Genomic DNA, 20,218 nt, shown 5'->3' on the forward strand with positions numbered 1-20,218 from the left:
TAATCTATTTGATAGTGTAAAGTATCTAGATAGAAAATTCAGAAAATTGTTTCTTTTGTCTTGAAAATTTTTGAAAAAATGGTATTATAGAAACAAGTCATTTTAAGAGAAGAGAAAGGGGAACGATGGAGAAACTCATTTTAGACTCACCAAAGTCAGGTTCGAAACTCGTTTTGGAAACGCTCCGTGACCTAGGAATCGATACGATTTTTGGTTATCCAGGCGGGGCTGTATTGCCTTTATATGATGCTATTTATAATTTTAAAGGCATCCGCCATATTCTAGGTCGCCATGAACAGGGATGTCTTCATGAAGCAGAAGGTTATGCTAAGTCAACAGGGAAACTTGGTGTCGCAGTCGTCACAAGTGGACCAGGAGCTACAAATGCCATTACGGGTATTGCAGATGCTATGAGCGACAGCGTTCCTCTTTTGGTTTTTACAGGTCAAGTGGCAAGAGCGGGTATCGGTAAAGATGCTTTCCAGGAAGCAGATATCGTCGGTATTACCATGCCAATTACCAAATACAACTATCAGGTTCGTGAGACAGCAGATATTCCACGTGTGATTACAGAGGCTGTACATATTGCGACTACGGGTCGCCCAGGGCCAGTTGTTATTGACTTGCCAAAAGACGTTTCTGCTCTTGAAACGGATTTTGTCTATTCTTCAGAGATAGATTTACCAAGTTATCAACCAACTTTAGAGCCTAATGAGATGCAAATCAAGAAGATCTTGAAGCAACTCTCTAAGGCTAAGAAGCCAGTTTTGTTAGCTGGTGGTGGGATTAGCTATGCAGAGGCTGCAACAGAGTTGAATGAATTTGCAGAACGTTATCAAATTCCAGTTGTTACCAGTCTTTTGGGACAGGGAACAATTGCAACTAGTCATCCACTATTTTTGGGAATGGGTGGAATGCATGGTTCCTTTGCGGCTAATATTGCGATGACAGAAGCTGATTTTATGATTTCAATTGGTTGTCGTTTTGATGACCGTTTGACTGGTAATCCTAAGACATTTGCGAAGAATGCCAAAGTAGCGCATATTGATATCGATCCAGCAGAGATTGGTAAGATTATCGCTGTTGATATCCCAGTTGTTGGAGATGCTAAAAAGGCCTTGCAACAGTTACTAGCGGAGCCAATCGTTCGTAACAATACTGAAAAATGGATTGAAAAAGTTACCAAAGATAAGAATCGTGTTCGTTCTTATGATAAGAAGGAACGTGTCGTCCAACCACAAGCAGTTATTGAACGTATAGGCGAATTGACTAAGGGTGATGCCATTGTCGTAACTGACGTCGGACAACACCAAATGTGGACAGCTCAATACTATCCATACCAAAACGAGCGTCAACTCGTAACTTCAGGTGGACTAGGAACCATGGGATTTGGAGTTCCTGCAGCCATTGGAGCAAAAATTGCTAATCCAGATAAGGAGGTCGTGCTCTTTGTCGGTGATGGTGGTTTCCAAATGACCAATCAGGAATTGGCAATCTTGAACATCTACAAGATTCCAATCAAGGTCATCATGCTTAATAACCATTCACTTGGGATGGTTCGTCAGTGGCAAGAAGCCTTCTACGATGGTCGAACATCAGAGTCAGTCTTTGACAGCCTCCCAGATTTCCAATTGATGGCTCAAGCCTATGGAGTTAAGAATTATAAATTTGATAATCCTGAAACTTTAGAAAAGGATTTGGAAGTCATCTTGGAAGATGTACCAATGTTTATCGAAGTAGATATTTCTCGTAAAGAGCATGTTTTACCGATGGTACCAGCTGGTAAGAGTAATCATGAGATGTTGGGGGTGAAGTTTAATGCGTAGAATGTTAACAGCCAAACTTCAAAACCGGTCAGGAGTTCTCAATCGCTTTACCGGTGTCTTGTCTAGACGCCAAGTCAATATTGAGAGTATCTCGGTAGGGGCGACAGAAAATCCTAATGTGTCACGGATTACCATTATCATTGATGTTGCATCTCACGATGAAGTGGAGCAAATCATCAAACAACTCAACCGTCAGGTCGACGTTATCCGTGTCCGCGATATCACAGATAAACCGCACCTCGAGCGTGAAGTGATTCTGATCAAGGTCTCAGCGCCTGCGGAGAAGCGAGCAGAAATTTTAGCTATTATCCAGCCTTTCCGTGCAACTGTTGTTGATGTCGCTCCGAGCTCCATTACTGTTCAGATGACTGGGAATGCGGAAAAGAGTGAAGCTTTGATTCGGGTTATTCGACCATACGGTATCAAGAATATCGCTCGGACGGGAGCAACTGGATTTACCCGCGATTAAAAATCCAACCTAAATTTGTTAATCTAGCCTATCAGGCAATAAATAATAGAAAAGAGAGAAAAACTATGGCAGTTCAAATGGAATACGAAAAAGATGTAAAAGTAGCAGCACTTGATGGTAAAAAAATCGCTGTTATCGGTTATGGTTCACAAGGTCATGCTCACGCTCAAAACTTGCGTGATTCAGGTCACGATGTGATCATCGGTGTTCGTCCAGGTAAATCTTTTGATAAGGCAAAAGAAGATGGTTTTGATACTTATACAGTAGCAGAAGCAACTAAATTGGCTGATGTTATCATGATTTTGGCACCAGACGAAATCCAACAAGAATTGTACGAAGCAGAAATTGCTCCAAACTTGGAAGCTGGGAATGCAGTTGGATTTGCGCATGGTTTTAACATCCACTTCGAATTCATCAAAGTTCCTGCAGATGTAGATGTCTTCATGTGTGCTCCTAAAGGGCCAGGACACTTGGTACGTCGTACTTACGAAGAAGGCTTTGGTGTTCCAGCGCTTTACGCTGTATACCAAGATGCAACAGGAAATGCGAAAGACATCGCTATGGACTGGTGTAAAGGTGTTGGTGCAGCACGTGTAGGTCTTCTTGAAACAACATACAAAGAAGAAACCGAAGAAGATTTGTTTGGTGAACAAGCAGTTCTTTGTGGTGGTTTGACTGCCCTTATCGAAGCTGGTTTTGAAGTCTTGACCGAAGCTGGATATGCTCCAGAATTGGCTTACTTTGAAGTGCTTCACGAAATGAAATTGATTGTTGACTTGATCTACGAGGGTGGATTTAAGAAAATGCGTCAATCAATTTCTAACACAGCTGAATACGGTGACTACGTTTCAGGTCCACGTGTGATTACTGAACAAGTGAAGGAAAACATGAAAGCTGTTCTTGCTGATATCCAAAATGGTACATTTGCCAACGACTTTGTGAATGACTACAAAGCTGGACGTCCAAAATTAACTGCCTACCGTGAACAAGCAGCTAACCTTGAAATTGAAAAGGTTGGTGCAGAATTGCGTAAAGCAATGCCATTCGTTGGTAAAAACGACGATGACGCATTCAAAATCTACAACTAATTTTTGAGAATAAAAATAGAAGGCGAGTTGGGGGGTACCTAACCCGCTTTTTATCTTGAAAAAGAATCAAGGAGAAGATTATGCTTAGTGCAAAAGATGTGGTGAAGGCCCACAAGGTTCTGAGTGGTGTAGTAGCCAATACACCACTTGACTACGATCATTATTTATCAGAAAAATACGGAGCTAAAATTTATCTCAAAAAAGAAAATGCTCAACGTGTTCGGTCGTTTAAGATTCGAGGAGCTTATTATGCGATTTCGCAATTGACTAAGGAAGAACGTGAGCGCGGAGTTGTCTGTGCGTCAGCGGGAAATCACGCTCAAGGTGTTGCCTACACTTGTAACGAGATGAAAATTCCTGCAACAATCTTTATGCCAATTACAACGCCTCAACAGAAAATTGGTCAGGTTCGTTTCTTTGGTGGAGATTTTGTAACTATCAAATTGGTAGGAGATACCTTTGATGCTTCGGCTAAGGCAGCTCAAGACTATACAGTTGCAGAAAATCGTACGTTTATTGATCCCTTTGATGATCCCTATGTTCAAGCTGGTCAAGGAACAGTAGCTTATGAAATTTTAGAAGAAGCGCGAAAAGAGTCCATTGATTTTGATACTGTCTTGGTGCCTGTAGGAGGTGGAGGACTCATTGCAGGAGTTTCTACTTATATAAAGGAAACGAATCCTGCTATTGAAGTTCTAGGTGTAGAAGCCAACGGAGCTCGTTCCATGAAGGCAGCATTTGAGGCTGGAGGTCCGGTTAAACTCAAAGAAATTGATAAGTTTGCAGACGGGATTGCTGTGCAGAAGGTTGGACAATTGACCTATGAAGCAACCCGTAAAAATGTTGAAACGCTTATCGGAGTGGATGAAGGTTTAATCTCTGAGACCTTGATAGATCTTTACTCTAAACAGGGGATTGTAGCTGAGCCTGCAGGTGCTGCTAGTGTGGCGGCCTTGGAAGTGCTGTCAGACTATATAAAAGGTAAGACTATTTGTTGTATCATCTCTGGAGGAAATAACGATATCAACCGTATGCCAGAGATGGAAGAGCGTGCCTTGATTTACGATGGAATCAAGCATTACTTTGTGGTAAACTTCCCACAACGTCCAGGTGCACTTCGCGAGTTTGTAAATGATATTTTAGGACCGAATGACGATATCACACGTTTTGAGTATATTAAACGTGCCAGCAAGGGAACAGGACCAGTCTTAATCGGGATTGCTCTTGCTAACAAGCATGATTATGCGGGCTTGATTCACCGAATGGAGAAATTTGATCCGTCTTATATTAACTTGAATGGGAATGAAACTCTATATAATATGCTTGTTTAATATCCTATAAAATTTTTATCATATCATTTGCCTAACCTATATACGAGTGCTATAATGTAAGTGAAGAAAGGGGGAGATTCCCATGGTTTTACAAGTTTTACTTGTTCTAGTGATTCTAATGCTTATTGTAGGAGCTATGTTAGTGAGCTCTGTTTATGTCGTTCGTCAACAGTCTGTTGCAATTATCGAACGATTTGGTAAGTATCAAAAGTTAAGTAATAGTGGTATTCATCTACGGGCACCATTTGGCATTGACAAAATTGCAGCTCGTGTGCAGCTACGCCTTTTACAAAGTGAGATCGTGGTTGAAACCAAAACCCAAGATAACGTTTTTGTGACTATGAATGTCGCAACTCAATACCGTGTAAATGAGTTAAACGTTACAGACGCTTACTATAAATTGATGAGACCTGAAGCTCAAATCAAATCTTATATTGAAGATGCATTGCGCTCATCTGTTCCTAAGTTAACTTTGGATGAATTGTTTGAGAAAAAAGATGAAATTGCATTAGAAGTTCAAAAACAAGTAGCGGAAGAAATGTCAACGTATGGGTATATTATCGTTAAGACGCTCATTACCAAAGTTGAGCCGGATGCAGAAGTCAAACAATCAATGAACGAGATTAATGCTGCCCAACGTAAGAGAGTGGCAGCTCAAGAATTGGCTGAAGCAGATAAAATTAAGATCGTTACAGCGGCAGAAGCTGAGGCAGAAAAAGATCGCCTCCATGGTGTGGGGATCGCAGAGCAGCGGAAAGCAATTGTTGATGGACTTGCTGATTCTATTAAAGAGTTAAAAGGAGCTAATGTCGAATTAACTGAAGAACAAATTATGTCAATCCTATTAACCAATCAGTATTTGGATACATTGAATAATTTTGCAGATAAACAAGGAAATAATACAATATTCTTGCCAGCAAATCCTAATGGAGTTGAAGATATTCGAACCCATATATTATCAGCTTTGAAAGCTAAATAATTATAATCTTAACGCAATAACTTTATTAATATATGTGTTTCAATTGACAAATACCATAAAAACATATAGAATGAAGTTGCGTAAAGAAAAAAATAGGAGAATAACATGGCTAAGTCTAACTTTGAAAAAGTAGAAGCAGTTGTTAGCTGGGTTCGTGATAAGAAGATCACAGGGTATCGTATTTCTAAGGAAACGAATGCGCGTGAGATGTCTATCATTGCTTTGGCTCAAGGACGTGCAAAAGTTAAAAACATTTCCTTTGAAACAGCCCTCGGCTTAATTGATTTCTACAATAAAAATCATGAAAAATTTGAAGATTAGTCTTTGGATATAGGCAGGTTCGAAAAGAATCTGCCTTTTAATTTTTTGGAATATAAAAAAGACTGCAATGACAGTCTTTTTCTTATCGAAGATAGCGTTGTAAAAATTCTCTTGTACGTTCTTCTTTGGGATTAGTAAATAGATCTTCTGGTTTGCCTTCTTCTGCAATGACACCCTTATCCATAAAGATGACACGGTGTGATACATCGCGAGCAAATTCCATTTCGTGGGTTACGACGATCATGGTCAAACCTTCTTGAGCTAAATCTTGCATGATTTTGAGAACTTCACCAACCATTTCAGGGTCAAGGGCTGATGTAGGCTCATCAAAGAGAATGGCATCAGGATTCATGGAAAGTGCACGAGCAATAGCGACACGCTGCTTTTGCCCACCAGAAAGTTGTTTAGGTTTGGCTTGCCAGTAACGTTCTCCCATGCCAACTTTTTCAAGGTTCTCTTTAGCGACTTTCTCTGCTTCTGAGCGATCACGTTTGAGTACAGTTGTTTGGGCAACGATTGTATTTTCAAGCACGTTAAGGTTTTCAAAGAGGTTGAAGGACTGGAAGACCATTCCTAGTTTTTCTCGATAGTGAGTGAGGTTATAGCCTTTTTCGAGGACATTTTCACCGTGATAAAGGATTTTACCTTCAGTGGGTGTTTCAAGTAAGTTGATCGAACGTAGGAAGGTTGATTTACCACTACCGGAACTTCCAATGATGGAAATAACTTCTCCTTTATGGATAGTAAGGGAGATATCTTTTAGGACCTCGTTTTGTCCATAGGATTTTTTGAGGTGTTTGATTTCAAGAATGGGTTGATTCATTATTTCAAATCCTCCGTTTGCATTTGGTTAGCACCTGTAGTGTAAGTATCCATATCCATCCGTTTTTCGATATAGCGTAGGATACGTGTCACTGTAAAGGTGAGTACAAAGTAGATAACTGCGATAATAGTAAAGGTTTGGAAGTACTGGTAAGTCTGTGTTGCTACTGTATTTCCTGAGAAGTAAAGTTCTACAACAGAGATAACATTCAATACAGAAGTATCCTTGATGTTGATGACGAACTCATTACCAGTAGCAGGTAGGATATTTCGAACTACCTGAGGTAAAACAATCTTACGCATGGTTTGATTATGAGTCATACCAAGTGCAGTAGCTGCTTCAAATTGTCCCTTGTCAACAGCTAGGATACCACCACGAACGATTTCGGTCATGTAGGCACCGGTATTGATAGAAACGATAAAGATAGCAGCGAGAGTACGGTCTAGGTTGATTCCGAAAGCCTGGGCAGTTCCATAGTAGATAACCATAGATTGTACAATCATAGGAGTTCCACGGAAAATTTCAATATAGATATTGAGAATCCAACCAACTATATTTTGAATGACGTAGATAAATTGATTTTCAGACTGAGGGGCAGTACGGAACACGCCAATACCAAGTCCGATGATTAGACCGACAACAGTACCGATGATTGAAATTAAGAGAGTGATGCCGGCTCCTCGTAAGAGTTGTTGCCAGTTCTCAGATAGAATTTTTGCAACTTGAGAAAAGAAACTACTGCTGTTTTCTTCAGTAGTTGTAGCTTGAACAGGTTGCTCCTTAATCATACGATCCATTAGGGCAACTTGTTCATCCTTAGAAATGGTTTCGATGCTAGCATTGATTTGGCTGATACGTTCGTCATCCTTACGAAGACCGATAGCGATAGAGGTATCTTCTTCCCCGGTTTTAAAACCAGGTTCAGGCTGAATCATTTTGAACTTTGCATTTGCTGACTCAGCAGTTAGGGCTTCTGGTCGTTCAGAAACATAGGCGTCAATGACACCAGCTTCAAGAGCTTGACGCATTTGAGCGAAGTCTCCCATGGCAGTTTCTTTTTTAGCACCTGGGATTTGTGCAATCAAGTCATAAAGGTAGACACCTTGTTGAGAAGTGATTTTCGCACCGTTAAAGTCATCCAAAGATTTAGCACTTGCGTAGGCAGAATCTTTTTTGACAAGCAAAACTGGTTCGCTAGTGTAGTAACTGCTTGAAAAGGCAATTTCTTGTTTGCGTTCGGCAGTTGGACTCATACCTGCGATAATCATGTCAATCTTACCAGAAGTAAGGGCAGGAACTAGACCTTCCCACTTTGTTTTAACAACCAAAGGTTCTTTACCTAAGTCCTTAGCGATTTTCTTGGCGATTTGAATATCGTATCCGTTAGCATACTGGTTAGTCCCATCGATTTTGACAGCTCCATTGCTATCATCGTCCTGAGTCCAGTTAAAGGGAGCATATGCTGCTTCCATCCCGATGCGTAAATATTCATCGGCTTGGGCAACATTGACAAGTCCCAGCATCAGCAAGAGACTTGTGAAAATAGATAAGTATATTTTTCTCATGATTTCTCCTATTTCTAATCTATTAAAAAATAACTGTCTCCTATTTTATCGAAAAAAACTCTATTTTTCAATATAGGTAAGCCCTTACTTGAGAAAAAATGATATAATGATAGCAAAGATAAAAAGGGGGATTAGTTGATGAAAAAAACTTTTTTCTTACTGGTGTTAGGCTTGTTTTGCCTTCTTCCACTCTCTGTTTTTGCCATTGATTTCAAGATAAACTCTTATCAAGGAGATTTGTATATTCATGCAGATAATACGGCAGAATTTAGACAAAAGATAGTTTATCAGTTTGAGGAGGACTTTAAGGGCCAAATCGTGGGACTTGGACGTGCAGGTAAGATGCCTAGTGGATTTGACATTGATCCTCATCCAAAGGTTCAGGCTGCGAAAAACGGTGCTGAACTGACAGACGTTACTAGCGAAGTGACAGAAGAGGCGAATGGTTATACTGTGAAAGTCTACAATTCAGGTCAGGAGGGTGACATAGTTGAAGTTGACCTTACATGGAATTTAAAAAATTTGCTTTTTCTATATGATGACATCGCTGAATTAAATTGGCAACCCTTAACAGATAGTTCAGAATCTATTGAAAAATTTGAGTTTCATGTGATGGGAGATAATGGGGCCGAAAAACTCTTTTTCCACACAGGGCAACTCTATAGAGATGGAAGGATTGAACAGAGTGGTCATGACTATACTATTCGTTTAGACAATCTTCCGTCTAAGCGCGGAGTTGAGTTGCATGCCTACTGGCCTCGAACTGATTTTGCTAGCGCTACAGATCAGGGCTTAAAAGGAAATCGTTTAGAAGAGTTTAACAATATAGAAGAGTCGATTGTTAGAGAAAAAGATCAGAGTAAACAACTCGTTACTTGGGTATTTCCTTCAATACTTTCCATCTCCTTGTTATTGAGTATCTGCTTCTATTATATCTATAGAAGAAAAACCACTCCCTCAGTCGAATATGCTAAAAATCATCGTCTCTATGAACCGCCGATGGAATTAGAGCCTATGGTTTTATCAGAGACTGTCTACTCGACCTCCTTGGAGGAAGTGAGTCCTCTAACCAAAGGAGCAGGTAAATTCACCTTTGACCAACTTATTCAAGCTACCTTGTTAGATGTGATTGACCGTGGGAATGTCTCTATTATTTCAGAGGGAGACGCAGTTGGTTTGAGGCTGGTAAAAGAAGATGGTTTATCAAGCTTTGAAAAAGACTGCCTAAATCTGGCCTTTTCAGGCAAAAAAGAAACCACTCTTTCCGATTTGTTCGCAGATTACAAGGTATCTGACAGTCTTTATCGTGGAGCCAAAGCTGCTGATGAAAAACGGATTCAAACAAAAGGTCGTAAGCTCAAATATTCTTTTGAAAGATCATTGAAAGAGATGCAAGAAGGGGTCAAGGACCGAGTCGCTTTCTTGGGACTCCCAGATTACTATCGTCCTTTAACTGGTGTGGAAAAGGCCTTGCAAGTGGGTATGGGACTTTCTACTATCCTACCTCTATTTATCGGATTTGGTTTGTTTTTGTACAGTTTAGATGTTCATGCTTATTTTTACCTCCCTTTGTCAGTACTTGGTTTTCTAGGTTTAGTTTTGGCTGTTTTCTATTATTGGAAGCTTCGACTAGATAATCGTGATGGTGTTCTAAATGAAGTAGGAGCGGAGGTCTATTATCTTTGGACGAGTTTTGAAAATATGTTACGTGAGATTGCACGACTGGATCAGGCTGAATTGGAAAGTATTGTTGTTTGGAATCGTCTATTAGTGTACGCAACTTTGTTTGGATATGCTGACAAGGTTAGTCATTTGATGAAGGTTCACCAGATCAAAGTTGAAAATCCAGATATCAATCTCTATGTAGCCTATGGTTGGCATAGTATATTTTACCATTCAACAGCGCAAATGAGCCATTACGCCAGTGTCGCAAATACTGCAAGTACTTTTTCTGTATCATCCGGAAGCGGTAGCTCTGGGGGTGGTTTCTCAGGCGGTGGCGGCGGTGGAAGTGTCGGCGCTTTCTAAAGAAAACTAAACACATCCTTTAAAAGTATGATATAATAGAGGATAGAAAAAAGGAGTAATCTATGTATTTTTTTGAAATTTTAAAAGCTATCTTTTTTGGAATTGTTGAAGGGATTACGGAGTGGCTACCGATTTCAAGTACTGGTCACTTGATTTTAGCACAAGAGTTTATCCAGTTTAAAGATCAAAATGAAACTTTTATGTCTATGTTTAATGTCGTCATTCAACTGGGTGCTATTTTAGCCGTTATGGTTATCTACTTTAACAAGCTTAATCCCTTTAAACCAGGCAAGGATAAAGTTCAAGTTCGTAGAACTTGGCAATTATGGTCCAAAGTATTTGTGGCTACACTTCCTTTATTAGCCGTTTTTAAATTTGATGATTGGTTTGAAACCCATTTCTATAATAAAGTTTCAGTAGCCATTATGTTGATTGTTTATGGGGTTGCTTTCATTTATCTTGAAAAACGCAACAAAGCACAAGCAATTGAGCCAACAGTAACTGAGCTAGATAAGTTACCTTATAAAACAGCCCTCTATATTGGTCTTTTCCAAGTCTTGGCCCTTTTACCAGGAACTAGCCGTTCAGGTGCGACTATCGTTGGTGGTTTGTTGAATGGGACTAGTCGTTCAGTGGTAACTGAGTTTACTTTCTATTTGGGTATTCCAGTGATGTTTGGAGCCAGCGCTTTGAAGATTTTTAAATTCATCAAGGCTGGAGAAGTCTTGAGTTTTGGTCAATTCTTCTTGCTCTTGGTAGCAATGGTAGTGGCTTTTGCAGTCAGCATGGTTGCCATTCGTTTCTTGACCAGCTATGTCAAAAAACACGACTTTACAGTGTTTGGTAAATATCGTATTGTCCTTGGTAGTGTATTACTACTTTATAGCTTCATTCGACTATTTGTATAAGAAAAAAACCTTGAAGGAAGAATCCTTCAAGGTTTTTAAAATCCAGTCACAGTGACTCCTAATAAACGGACTCCCTTGTCTTTATCACTCAGTGTTTCATAGAGTTGGATAATGCTTTGAGCAATTTCTTCAGAGTCTTGTGTTTGTTGATTCAGTGTTTTTCGTTTTGTCAAAGTAGAAAAGTCGGCATAGCGGATTTTCAAAATGACGATCTTACCACTTTTTTCATATTTTTGAAGACTAAGAGCAACTTTTTCCGAAAGGAGAGTTAGCTCTTTTTTAATATCTTCATCTAGACTTAGAATCTTACTATAAGTTTTTTCCTTACCGATGGACTTACGGATACGATTCGATTTGACGGGAGAGTTATCTATACCTCGAGCCTTACGATATAGATCAAAGCCGAGTCTTCCGAAACGATCAATGAGAGTGATTTCAGAGATCTCTAAAAGGTCAGTACCTGTATATACACCCATTTGATGGAGTTTTTCAACTGTTTTCTTGCCCACACCGTGGAATTTAGCAATATCCATTTGTTTGAGAAAATCTTCAGCTTCATCAGGAAGAATGACTGTCAAACCACGAGGTTTTTGATAGTCACTTGCCATTTTAGCTAAAAATTTATTGTATGATACACCAGCAGAAGCTGTTAATTGTAATTCATTCCAAATATCCTGCTGAATTAAACGAGCAATTTTAACAGCAGATTTGATACCAAGCTTGTTTTCAGTTACATCTAGATAAGCTTCGTCGATACTCATAGGTTCAATTTTATCCGTATATCGTTTAAAAATAGCTCGAATCTGTTGGCCAACAGTAGTATATTTTTCGTAGTTCCCAGAAATAAAAATAGCTTGAGGACAGCGTTCATAAGCTTCTTTAGAACTCATAGCTGAGTGAATGCCGAATGCTCTGGCTTCATAACTACAGGTTGAAACAACACCCCGACCACCTGTTTTCCTAGGGTCGCTACCAATAATAACGGGTTTGCCTTTAAGTTTAGGATTGTCACGAATTTCTACAGCAGCAAAAAAGGCATCCATGTCAATATGGATAATTTTACGGGATAAATCATTCATCAGTGGAAATATCAGCATGAAATGGCCTTTCTTTGGTAGTTTATCTAGCCTTATTATACCTTTTTTCTGAAAAAATAGGAAATAGCTAATTACTTTTCAAAAATATACTACAGTTTGCACTGAAATAACAACTGTATTATAAAAGAAAGTGTCTAAAAAGTGTGATTTCACTTGTTGAAATCGTTTACTGTGTGTTATACTGAATATATGAATGTAACAGATTGCTGTTACTAGAAAGATAAAAGAGGACATTAACATGGTTGTTAAGACAGTTGTTGAAGCACAGGACATTTTTGACAAAGCCTGGGAAGGCTTTAAAGGTGTTGACTGGAAAGAAAAAGCAAGTGTATCACGCTTTGTACAAGCTAACTACACACCTTATGATGGAGATGAAAGCTTCCTTGCAGGACCAACAGAGCGTTCACTTCACATCAAAAAAATCGTAGAAGAAACTAAAGCACACTACGAAGAAACTCGTTTCCCAATGGACACTCGTCCAACGTCTATCGCTGACATCCCTGCAGGATTCATCGACAAAGAAAACGAAGTTATCTTTGGTATCCAAAATGACGAACTCTTCAAATTGAACTTCATGCCAAAAGGTGGTATCCGTATGGCTGAAACTACTTTGAAAGAAAATGGATACGAGCCAGACCCAGCTGTTCACGAAATTTTTACAAAATATGTAACAACTGTTAACGACGGTATCTTCCGTGCTTACACTTCAAACATCCGTCGTGCTCGCCACGCTCACACTGTAACTGGTCTTCCAGATGCATACTCACGTGGACGCATCATCGGTGTTTATGCGCGTCTTGCTCTTTACGGTGCAGACTACTTGATGCAAGAAAAAGTAAACGATTGGAACTCAATCGAAGAAATCGATGAAGAAACAATCCGTCTTCGTGAAGAAATCAACCTTCAATATCAAGCATTGCAACAAGTTGTACGCTTGGGTGATCTTTACGGAGTTGACGTTCGCAAACCAGCGATGAACGTTAAAGAAGCTATCCAATGGGTAAACATTGCCTTCATGGCTGTCTGCCGTGTTATCAACGGTGCAGCTACATCTCTAGGACGTGTGCCAATCGTATTGGATATCTACGCAGAACGTGACCTTGCTCGTGGTACATTTACTGAATCAGAAATCCAAGAATTTATTGATGATTTCGTTATGAAACTTCGTACAGTTAAATTTGCTCGTACAAAAGCTTATGACCAATTGTACTCAGGTGACCCAACCTTCATCACAACTTCTATGGCTGGTATGGGTAACGACGGTCGTCACCGTGTTACTAAAATGGATTACCGTTTCTTGAACACTCTTGATAACATCGGTAACTCTCCAGAACCAAACTTGACAGTTCTTTGGACTGACAAATTGCCATACAACTTCCGTCGCTACTGTATGCACATGAGCCACAAACACTCTTCAATCCAATACGAAGGTGTTACAACAATGGCTAAAGATGGATACGGTGAAATGAGCTGTATCTCATGTTGTGTGTCTCCACTTGACCCAGAAAACGAAGAACAACGTCACAACATCCAGTACTTCGGTGCTCGCGTTAACGTTCTTAAAGCTCTTCTTACTGGTTTGAACGGTGGTTACGACGATGTTCATAAAGACTATAAAGTATTTGACATCGAACCAATCCGTGACGAAGTTCTTGAATTCGAATCAGTTAAAGCAAACTTTGAAAAATCTCTTGACTGGTTGACTGACACTTACGTAGATGCTTTGAACATCATCCACTACATGACTGATAAGTACAACTACGAAGCTGTTCAAATGGCCTTCTTGCCAACTAAACAACGTGCTAACATGGGATTCGGTATCTGTGGATTTGCTAACACTGTTGATACATTGTCAGCTATCAAGTACGCTACAGTTAAACCAATCCGTGACGAAAATGGCTACATCTACGATTACGAAACAATCGGTGAATACCCACGTTGGGGTGAAGATGACCCACGTTCAAACGAATTGGCAGAATGGTTGATCGAAGCTTACACAACTCGTCTACGTAGCCACAAACTTTACAAAGACGCAGAAGCTACTGTATCACTTTTGACAATCACATCTAACGTTGCTTACTCTAAACAAACTGGTAACTCACCAGTCCACAAAGGTGTATACCTCAACGAAGATGGTTCTGTGAACTTATCTAAACTTGAATTCTTCTCACCAGGTGCTAACCCATCTAACAAAGCTAAAGGTGGATGGTTGCAAAACTTGAACTCACTTGCTAGCCTTGATTTTGGTTATGCAGCTGATGGTATCTCATTGACAACTCAAGTTTCACCACGTGCTCTTGGTAAAACTCGTGACGAACAAGTTGATAACTTGGTAACAATCCTTGATGGTTACTTCGAAAACGGTGGACAACACGTTAACTTGAACGTTATGGACTTGAACGATGTTTACGAAAAGATCATGTCAGGTGAAGACGTAATCGTACGTATCTCTGGATACTGTGTAAACACTAAATACCTTACTCCGGAACAAAAAACTGAATTAACACAACGTGTCTTCCACGAAGTTCTTTCAATGGATGATGCATTGAGCTAAGATTTATAAATAGTAAATCAAAAACCAGTCACTCTGACTGGTTTTTTTGTTATAAAAATTTTTTAAAAAATTAGTCAAATTTGGTCAAATATGTTGACTAAAACTGACCAAAGTGATATACTAAGAACATAAGGATAATGAAAGTCCTTAGAAAACCTTGATTTTAAGGTGATTACATATACTATCTTAAGATCAAAGTATGGGTAAAACCTAGAAAAGAGGTACAACCTATGGTTAACATTAGTATTTTTAGAAGTCCAATCGAAAAAACTTTATTGGATAAAGAAAAACCTGAAATTATACGTAGAGTAGCAAATAGCTAGTCTAAATTTTTTAAAACAAAGGTCAGAGAAAGTCAAACTATTTTGACTAAGTGAATTTGAAAACAAACGAGGTATGAAATATGAATAACAACTTTAATAACTTTAACAACATGGATGATTTATTTAACCAATTGATGGGTGGTATGCGTGGATACAGTTCAGAAAACCGTCGTTACTTGATTAACGGCCGTGAAGTAACGCCTGAAGAATTCGCTATTTACCGTCAAACTGGTCAACTTCCAAGCGAAGGAAGTGAACAAGCTCAGTACGTTCAAGGTAAAGATATGAAACAAGATGGGATTCTTGCAAAACTTGGACGTAACTTAACAGCAGAAGCACGTGAAGGTAAGTTAGATCCGGTTATTGGACGTAATAAAGAAATCCAAGAAACTTCTGAAATTCTTTCTCGTCGCACAAAGAATAATCCGGTTCTCGTCGGTGATGCTGGTGTTGGTAAAACTGCAGTAGTAGAAGGATTGGCCCAAGCTATCGTGAACGGTGATGTTCCAGCAGCAATCAAGAACAAAGAGATTATTTCTATTGATATTTCTGGACTTGAAGCTGGTACTCAATACCGTGGTAGCTTTGAAGAAAACATTCAAAACTTGGTAAACGAAGTCAAAGAAGCTGGAAATATTATCCTTTTCTTCGACGAAATTCACCAAATCCTTGGTGCTGGTAGCACAGGTGATGGTCAAGGGTCTAAAGGTCTTGCTGATATCTTGAAACCAGCTCTTTCACGTGGTGAATTGACAGTGATTGGTGCAACTACTCAAGATGAATACCGTAATACCATCTTGAAAAACGCAGCCCTTGCTCGTCGTTTCAACGAAGTGAAGGTTAATGCTCCATCTGCTGAAGATACCTTCAAGATTCTTCAAGGTATTCGAGATCTTTATCAACAACACCACAATGTTATTTTGCCAGATGAAGTCTTGAAAGCTGCCGTTGATTACTCTGTTCAATATATTCCACAACGTAGCTTGCCTGATAAGGCTATTGACTTGGTCGATGTAACAGCTGCTCACTTGGCGGCTCAACATCCGGTAACAGATGTGCATGCAGTTGAACATGAAATTGAAGAAGAAAAAGCTAAACAAGAAGCTGCAGCTGCTAAAGAAGATTACGAAGCAGCTCTAAATGCAAAAGTCCGTATCGAAGAGCTTGAAAAGCAAATTGCTAATCATACAGAAGATCACAAGGTTACAGCTACTGTAAATGATGTAGCTGAGTCTGTCGAACGGATGACTGGAATCCCAGTATCACAAATGGGTGCAACCGATATCGAACGATTGAAAGATATGGGTCATCGTTTGCAAACCAAAGTTATCGGTCAAGACAAGGCTGTTGAGGCAGTAGCAAAAGCGATCCGTCGTAACCGTGCTGGTTTTGATGAAGGTAACCGTCCAATCGGTAGCTTCCTCTTTGTAGGACCTACTGGTGTTGGTAAAACTGAGTTGGCTAAACAATTAGCTCTTGATATGTTCGGTACTAAAGATGCCATCATCCGTTTAGATATGTCAGAATATAGCGACCGTACAGCCGTATCTAAATTGATTGGTACAACTGCAGGTTATGTTGGATACGATGACAACAACAATACCTTGACAGAACGTGTTCGCCGCAATCCATACTCAATCGTACTTTTGGATGAGATTGAAAAGGCTGACCCTCAAGTCATCACTCTTCTTCTCCAAGTTTTGGACGATGGTCGTTTGACAGATGGTCAAGGTAACACTGTCAACTTCAAGAATACGGTGATTATCGCAACTTCAAACGCAGGCTTTGGTTACGAAGCTAACTTGACAGAAGATGCTGATAAACCAGAACTTATGGATCGTTTGAAACCTTACTTCCGTCCAGAATTCTTGAACCGTTTCAATGCTGTCATCGAATTCTCACACTTGAGCAAAGAAGATCTTTCTAAGATTGTAGACCTTATGTTGGTTGAAGTTAACAAGACGCTTTCTAAGAAAGACATTGACTTGGTAGTGAGCGAAGCTGCTAAAGAATACATGACTGAAGAAGGCTACGATGAAGTCATGGGTGTTCGTCCACTCCGACGTGTGGTTGAACAACAAATCCGTGACAAAGTCACAGACTTCCACTTGGATAACCTTGATGCTAAACACCTAGAAGCTGACATGGAAGATGGTGTTTTGGTCATTCGTGAAAAAGCCTAAATCAAGATTTAGAAAATAAAAAAGGAACCAGTTCAAAAGCTGGTTTCTTTTTTTATTATTAGATGACATGACGTTCAAAGGCATCGTCTGAGATTCCTTGTTGGAGAATCAATTTTGCCCATTCCTTAGCAGAAAAGAGGCTGTGATCCTTGTAGTTTCCGCAAGATTCAATAGTTGTTCCTGGGACATCTTCCCAAGTTGTTGTTTCAGCGATTTCCTTCAATGAATCCTTGATGACAGCTGCGATTTCAGCGCTAGAATGACGTCCCCACATAATCATATGGAACCCTGTACGACAACCAAATGGTGAACAATCGATCATACCGTCGATGCGAGTACGGATTAGCTTAGCCAAGAGGTGCTCAATAGTATGAAGTCCAGCAGTAGGGATAGAGTCCTCATTTGGTTGAACCAAGCGGATATCAAAGTTAGAAATGATATCTCCTTTCGGTCCAGTCTCTTCTCCAATCAAGCGGACATAAGGAGCTTTTACAATCGTATGATCTAGTTCAAAACTTTCAACAATAACTTCTTTTGACATGGTATTTCCTTTCAACTTTCTTCTTTCATTATATCATAAAGATATAGTTGATAAATGTCAATGATTGAAATTTTCCTAAAAAGATTTTCAAATTAGAAATAGAGGAAGAAAATATTTTCAAATCAATTTGAAAAATTCTGAAAATTGTATTGACACTTAGCTAAAAAGGGATTATAATGTATAAAAAGTCATAAAGGAGTTTATTATGAAATTTTCAAAAGTAATGGCCCTAGCAGGAGTGACTCTGTTAGCGTCAGGTGTTTTGGCGGCTTGTTCAGGTTCGAGCGCAAAAGGTGAGAAAACTTTTTCTTACACGTATGAAACCGACCCAGACAACCTCAACTATTTGACAACTGGTAAAGCAGCAACTTCTAATATCACTAGTAACGTCATTGACGGTTTGATGGAAAATGACCGCTACGGAAACTTTGTGCCATCAATTGCAGAAGATTGGTCTGTATCTCAAGATGGTTTGACATACACTTATACAATCCGTAAAGATGCTAAATGGTATACTTCTGAAGGTGAAGAGTACGCAGCTGTGAAAGCTCAAGACTTTGTAACGGGTCTTAAATATGCAGCTGACAACAAGTCAGAAGCACTTTATCTCGTTCAAGATTCTATTAAGGGTCTGGATGCATATGTGAAAGGTAAAGTTAAAGACTTTTCTGAAGTTGGAATCAAAGCAATTGATGATCAGACTGTTCAATATACTTTGAACAAACCTGAAAGCTTCTGGAACTCTAAAACAACTATGGGTGTTCTTGCACCGGTCAATGAAGAATTCCTTACTTCAAAAGGAAGTGACTTTGCCAAAGCAACAGATCCAAGTAGTATCCTTTATAACGGTCCTTACTTGTTGAAATCATTGGTAGCTAAATCTTCAGTAGAATTTGAAAAGAATCCAAATTATTGGGATAAGGACAATGTTCATATTGATAAAGTAAAACTATCATTCTGGGATGGTCAAGATACAAACAAACCTGCAGAAACCTTTAAGGCTGGTGGTTTCTCAACAGCTCGTCTATTCCCAACAAGTGCAAGTTATCCTGAAACTGAAAAAGAGTTTAAAGACAATATCGTTTATACACCACAAGATTCTTCAACTTACTTAATTGGTACCAATATTGATCGTCAGTCTTATAAATATACTTCTAAGACTACAGATGAGCAAAAAACTTCAACTAAGAAAGCTCTCCTTAACAAAGACTTCCGTCAAGCGATTGCCTTCGGTATTGATAGAACAGCTTATACTTCTCAAATCAATGGAGAAAGTGGAGCAACAAAACTTCTTCGTAACTTGTTCGTACCACCAACATTTGTTCAAGCAGATGGTAAAAACTTTGGTGAGTTAGTTAAGGAAAAATTGGTGACTTATGGTGACGAGTGGAAAGATGTTAACCTAGACGATGCTCAAGACGGTCTTTACAGTCCAGAAAAAGCAAAAGCAGAATTTGCTAAAGCTAAGACAGCTCTCCAAGCAGAAGGTGTTCAATTCCCAATTCACTTGGATATGCCGGTAGACCAAACAAGTACTACAAAAGTACAACGTGTTCAATCATTGAAACAATCACTTGAAGCAACATTAGGAACTGATAACGTAGTCGTTGATATCCAACAACTTCAAAAAGATGAAGTTCAGAATGTCACTTACTTTGCTGAGTCAGCTGCTGGGGAAGATTGGGACCTTTCAGATAACGTTGGTTGGACTCCAGACTTTGCAGATCCATCTACTTACCTTGATATTATCAAACCATCAGTCGGTGAAAACACTAAAACTTACCTAGGATTTGATGCAGGTACAAACAACGCTGCTGCCAAACAAGTTGGTTTGGAAGACTACGAAAAGATGGTTGTTGAAGCTGGAAATGAAAACACTGACGTTTCAAAACGTTATGACAAATATGCTGCAGCTCAAGCTTGGTTGACAGATAGCGCTTTGATTATTCCAATATCTTCTCAAACTGGACGTCCAATGTTGTCTAAGATGGTACCATTTACGCTTCCATTTGCTTACTCAGGTAACAAGGGAACAACTGAACCTCTCTTGTACAAATACCTTGAACTTCAAGATAAACCAGTAACTGCTGATGAATATCAAAAAGCTCAAGATAAATGGAAGAAGGAAAAAGAAGAATCTAATAAAAAAGCGCAAGAAGATCTTGCAAACCATGTAAAATAA

At 39.4% G+C, this 20,218-nt stretch carries 15 protein-coding genes; 11 read left to right on the forward strand and 4 right to left on the reverse strand.

The window, feature by feature from the left end; genetic code table 11:
* The first annotated feature begins 125 nt into the window (after window positions 1-125).
* The 6 genes from SPAR10_RS06140 (at window position 126) to SPAR10_RS06165 (ending at window position 6,014) form a co-directional block, all read left to right on the forward strand.
* Complete coding sequence (locus tag SPAR10_RS06140) at window positions 126-1,826, forward strand: acetolactate synthase large subunit (RefSeq protein WP_004251955.1); 1,701 nt, start codon at window positions 126-128, stop codon at window positions 1,824-1,826.
* Window positions 1,819-2,295 carry an acetolactate synthase small subunit gene (gene ilvN / locus SPAR10_RS06145; RefSeq protein ID WP_004251957.1) on the forward strand — a complete coding sequence of 159 codons (477 nt, stop codon included), beginning with the start codon at window positions 1,819-1,821 and terminating at the stop codon, window positions 2,293-2,295. Before SPAR10_RS06140 ends, ilvN begins: the two co-directional genes overlap by 8 nt.
* Before the next feature lie 65 nt (window positions 2,296-2,360).
* A complete protein-coding gene (gene ilvC / locus SPAR10_RS06150) occupies window positions 2,361-3,383 on the forward strand; it encodes a ketol-acid reductoisomerase (RefSeq protein ID WP_004251959.1) in 1,023 nt (340 codons plus the stop codon).
* An 80-nt stretch (window positions 3,384-3,463) separates the two neighbouring features.
* Complete coding sequence (gene ilvA / locus SPAR10_RS06155) at window positions 3,464-4,714, forward strand: threonine ammonia-lyase IlvA (RefSeq protein ID WP_004251960.1); 1,251 nt, start codon at window positions 3,464-3,466, stop codon at window positions 4,712-4,714.
* Window positions 4,715-4,796: 82 nt separating this feature from the next.
* Window positions 4,797-5,693, forward strand: coding sequence for an SPFH domain-containing protein (locus SPAR10_RS06160; RefSeq protein WP_004251962.1), 897 nt, complete (start codon window positions 4,797-4,799; stop codon window positions 5,691-5,693).
* Window positions 5,694-5,798: 105 nt separating this feature from the next.
* Window positions 5,799-6,014: a capsule biosynthesis transcriptional regulator gene (locus tag SPAR10_RS06165; RefSeq protein ID WP_004251963.1), complete on the forward strand. Its 216-nt coding sequence runs from the start codon at window positions 5,799-5,801 to the stop codon at window positions 6,012-6,014.
* An 82-nt stretch (window positions 6,015-6,096) separates the two neighbouring features.
* On the opposite strand, the gene SPAR10_RS06170 is transcribed toward SPAR10_RS06165, so the two are convergent.
* Both SPAR10_RS06170 and SPAR10_RS06175 read right to left on the reverse strand, forming a co-directional pair.
* The gene (locus SPAR10_RS06170) at window positions 6,097-6,837 is read right to left on the reverse strand and encodes an amino acid ABC transporter ATP-binding protein (RefSeq protein WP_004251965.1); all 741 of its coding nucleotides are present in this window, start codon (window positions 6,835-6,837) and stop codon (window positions 6,097-6,099) included.
* Window positions 6,837-8,402 carry an ABC transporter substrate-binding protein/permease gene (locus SPAR10_RS06175; protein WP_004251966.1) on the reverse strand — a complete coding sequence of 522 codons (1,566 nt, stop codon included), beginning with the start codon at window positions 8,400-8,402 and terminating at the stop codon, window positions 6,837-6,839. The genes SPAR10_RS06170 and SPAR10_RS06175 overlap by 1 nt, the downstream gene beginning before the upstream one ends.
* A gap of 138 nt (window positions 8,403-8,540) precedes the next feature.
* On the opposite strand from SPAR10_RS06175, the gene SPAR10_RS06180 reads away from it, so the two are divergent.
* Both SPAR10_RS06180 and SPAR10_RS06185 read left to right on the forward strand, forming a co-directional pair.
* Window positions 8,541-10,430 (forward strand): DUF2207 domain-containing protein, encoded by a 1,890-nt coding sequence (locus tag SPAR10_RS06180; RefSeq protein ID WP_004251967.1) that lies wholly within the window; start codon window positions 8,541-8,543, stop codon window positions 10,428-10,430.
* Between the two features lie 62 nt (window positions 10,431-10,492).
* Window positions 10,493-11,338 carry an undecaprenyl-diphosphate phosphatase gene (locus tag SPAR10_RS06185; protein WP_004251970.1) on the forward strand — a complete coding sequence of 282 codons (846 nt, stop codon included), beginning with the start codon at window positions 10,493-10,495 and terminating at the stop codon, window positions 11,336-11,338.
* A gap of 35 nt (window positions 11,339-11,373) precedes the next feature.
* Here the strand turns inward: SPAR10_RS06185 and dinB are convergent, their stop codons facing one another.
* Window positions 11,374-12,435 (reverse strand): DNA polymerase IV, encoded by a 1,062-nt coding sequence (gene dinB, locus SPAR10_RS06190; protein ID WP_004251973.1) that lies wholly within the window; start codon window positions 12,433-12,435, stop codon window positions 11,374-11,376.
* A gap of 238 nt (window positions 12,436-12,673) precedes the next feature.
* On the opposite strand from dinB, the gene pflB reads away from it, so the two are divergent.
* Together pflB and SPAR10_RS06200 are read left to right on the forward strand one after the other, a co-directional pair.
* Entirely contained in the window at window positions 12,674-14,989 is a 2,316-nt protein-coding gene (pflB, locus tag SPAR10_RS06195; RefSeq protein ID WP_004251975.1) for a formate C-acetyltransferase, read from the forward strand.
* Between the two features lie 403 nt (window positions 14,990-15,392).
* Window positions 15,393-17,495, forward strand: a complete 2,103-nt coding sequence (locus SPAR10_RS06200; protein WP_004251979.1) for an AAA family ATPase — start codon at window positions 15,393-15,395, stop codon at window positions 17,493-17,495.
* 58 nt (window positions 17,496-17,553) lie between these two features.
* Here the strand turns inward: SPAR10_RS06200 and SPAR10_RS06205 are convergent, their stop codons facing one another.
* Window positions 17,554-18,036 carry an S-ribosylhomocysteine lyase gene (locus SPAR10_RS06205; protein ID WP_004251981.1) on the reverse strand — a complete coding sequence of 161 codons (483 nt, stop codon included), beginning with the start codon at window positions 18,034-18,036 and terminating at the stop codon, window positions 17,554-17,556.
* Window positions 18,037-18,241: 205 nt separating this feature from the next.
* Here SPAR10_RS06205 and SPAR10_RS06210 point away from each other — a divergent pair, with 205 nt between their 5' ends.
* Window positions 18,242-20,218: a peptide ABC transporter substrate-binding protein gene (locus tag SPAR10_RS06210; RefSeq protein WP_004251983.1), complete on the forward strand. Its 1,977-nt coding sequence runs from the start codon at window positions 18,242-18,244 to the stop codon at window positions 20,216-20,218.

The organism is Streptococcus infantis SPAR10 (assembly GCF_000279535.1).
In the GTDB taxonomy this organism is placed as follows: Bacteria; Bacillota; Bacilli; order Lactobacillales; family Streptococcaceae; genus Streptococcus; species Streptococcus infantis_I.

Excerpts from the sequence above, each read along its gene's own strand:
- SPAR10_RS06170 (WP_004251965.1), bottom strand. The coding sequence starts at position 6,837 with ATGAATCAACCCATTCTTGAAATCAAACACCTCAAAAAATCCTATGGA.
- pflB (WP_004251975.1), top strand. The coding sequence starts at position 12,674 with ATGGTTGTTAAGACAGTTGTTGAAGCACAGGACATTTTTGACAAAGCC.
- ilvC (WP_004251959.1), top strand. The coding sequence starts at position 2,361 with ATGGCAGTTCAAATGGAATACGAAAAAGATGTAAAAGTAGCAGCACTT.
- SPAR10_RS06180 (WP_004251967.1), top strand. The coding sequence starts at position 8,541 with ATGAAAAAAACTTTTTTCTTACTGGTGTTAGGCTTGTTTTGCCTTCTT.
- SPAR10_RS06200 (WP_004251979.1), top strand. The coding sequence starts at position 15,393 with ATGAATAACAACTTTAATAACTTTAACAACATGGATGATTTATTTAAC.
- SPAR10_RS06160 (WP_004251962.1), top strand. The coding sequence starts at position 4,797 with ATGGTTTTACAAGTTTTACTTGTTCTAGTGATTCTAATGCTTATTGTA.
- SPAR10_RS06210 (WP_004251983.1), top strand. The coding sequence starts at position 18,242 with ATGAAATTTTCAAAAGTAATGGCCCTAGCAGGAGTGACTCTGTTAGCG.
- SPAR10_RS06165 (WP_004251963.1), top strand. The coding sequence starts at position 5,799 with ATGGCTAAGTCTAACTTTGAAAAAGTAGAAGCAGTTGTTAGCTGGGTT.
- SPAR10_RS06175 (WP_004251966.1), bottom strand. The coding sequence starts at position 8,402 with ATGAGAAAAATATACTTATCTATTTTCACAAGTCTCTTGCTGATGCTG.
- ilvN (WP_004251957.1), top strand. The coding sequence starts at position 1,819 with ATGCGTAGAATGTTAACAGCCAAACTTCAAAACCGGTCAGGAGTTCTC.
- SPAR10_RS06140 (WP_004251955.1), top strand. The coding sequence starts at position 126 with ATGGAGAAACTCATTTTAGACTCACCAAAGTCAGGTTCGAAACTCGTT.
- SPAR10_RS06185 (WP_004251970.1), top strand. The coding sequence starts at position 10,493 with ATGTATTTTTTTGAAATTTTAAAAGCTATCTTTTTTGGAATTGTTGAA.
- SPAR10_RS06205 (WP_004251981.1), bottom strand. The coding sequence starts at position 18,036 with ATGTCAAAAGAAGTTATTGTTGAAAGTTTTGAACTAGATCATACGATT.
- ilvA (WP_004251960.1), top strand. The coding sequence starts at position 3,464 with ATGCTTAGTGCAAAAGATGTGGTGAAGGCCCACAAGGTTCTGAGTGGT.
- dinB (WP_004251973.1), bottom strand. The coding sequence starts at position 12,435 with ATGCTGATATTTCCACTGATGAATGATTTATCCCGTAAAATTATCCAT.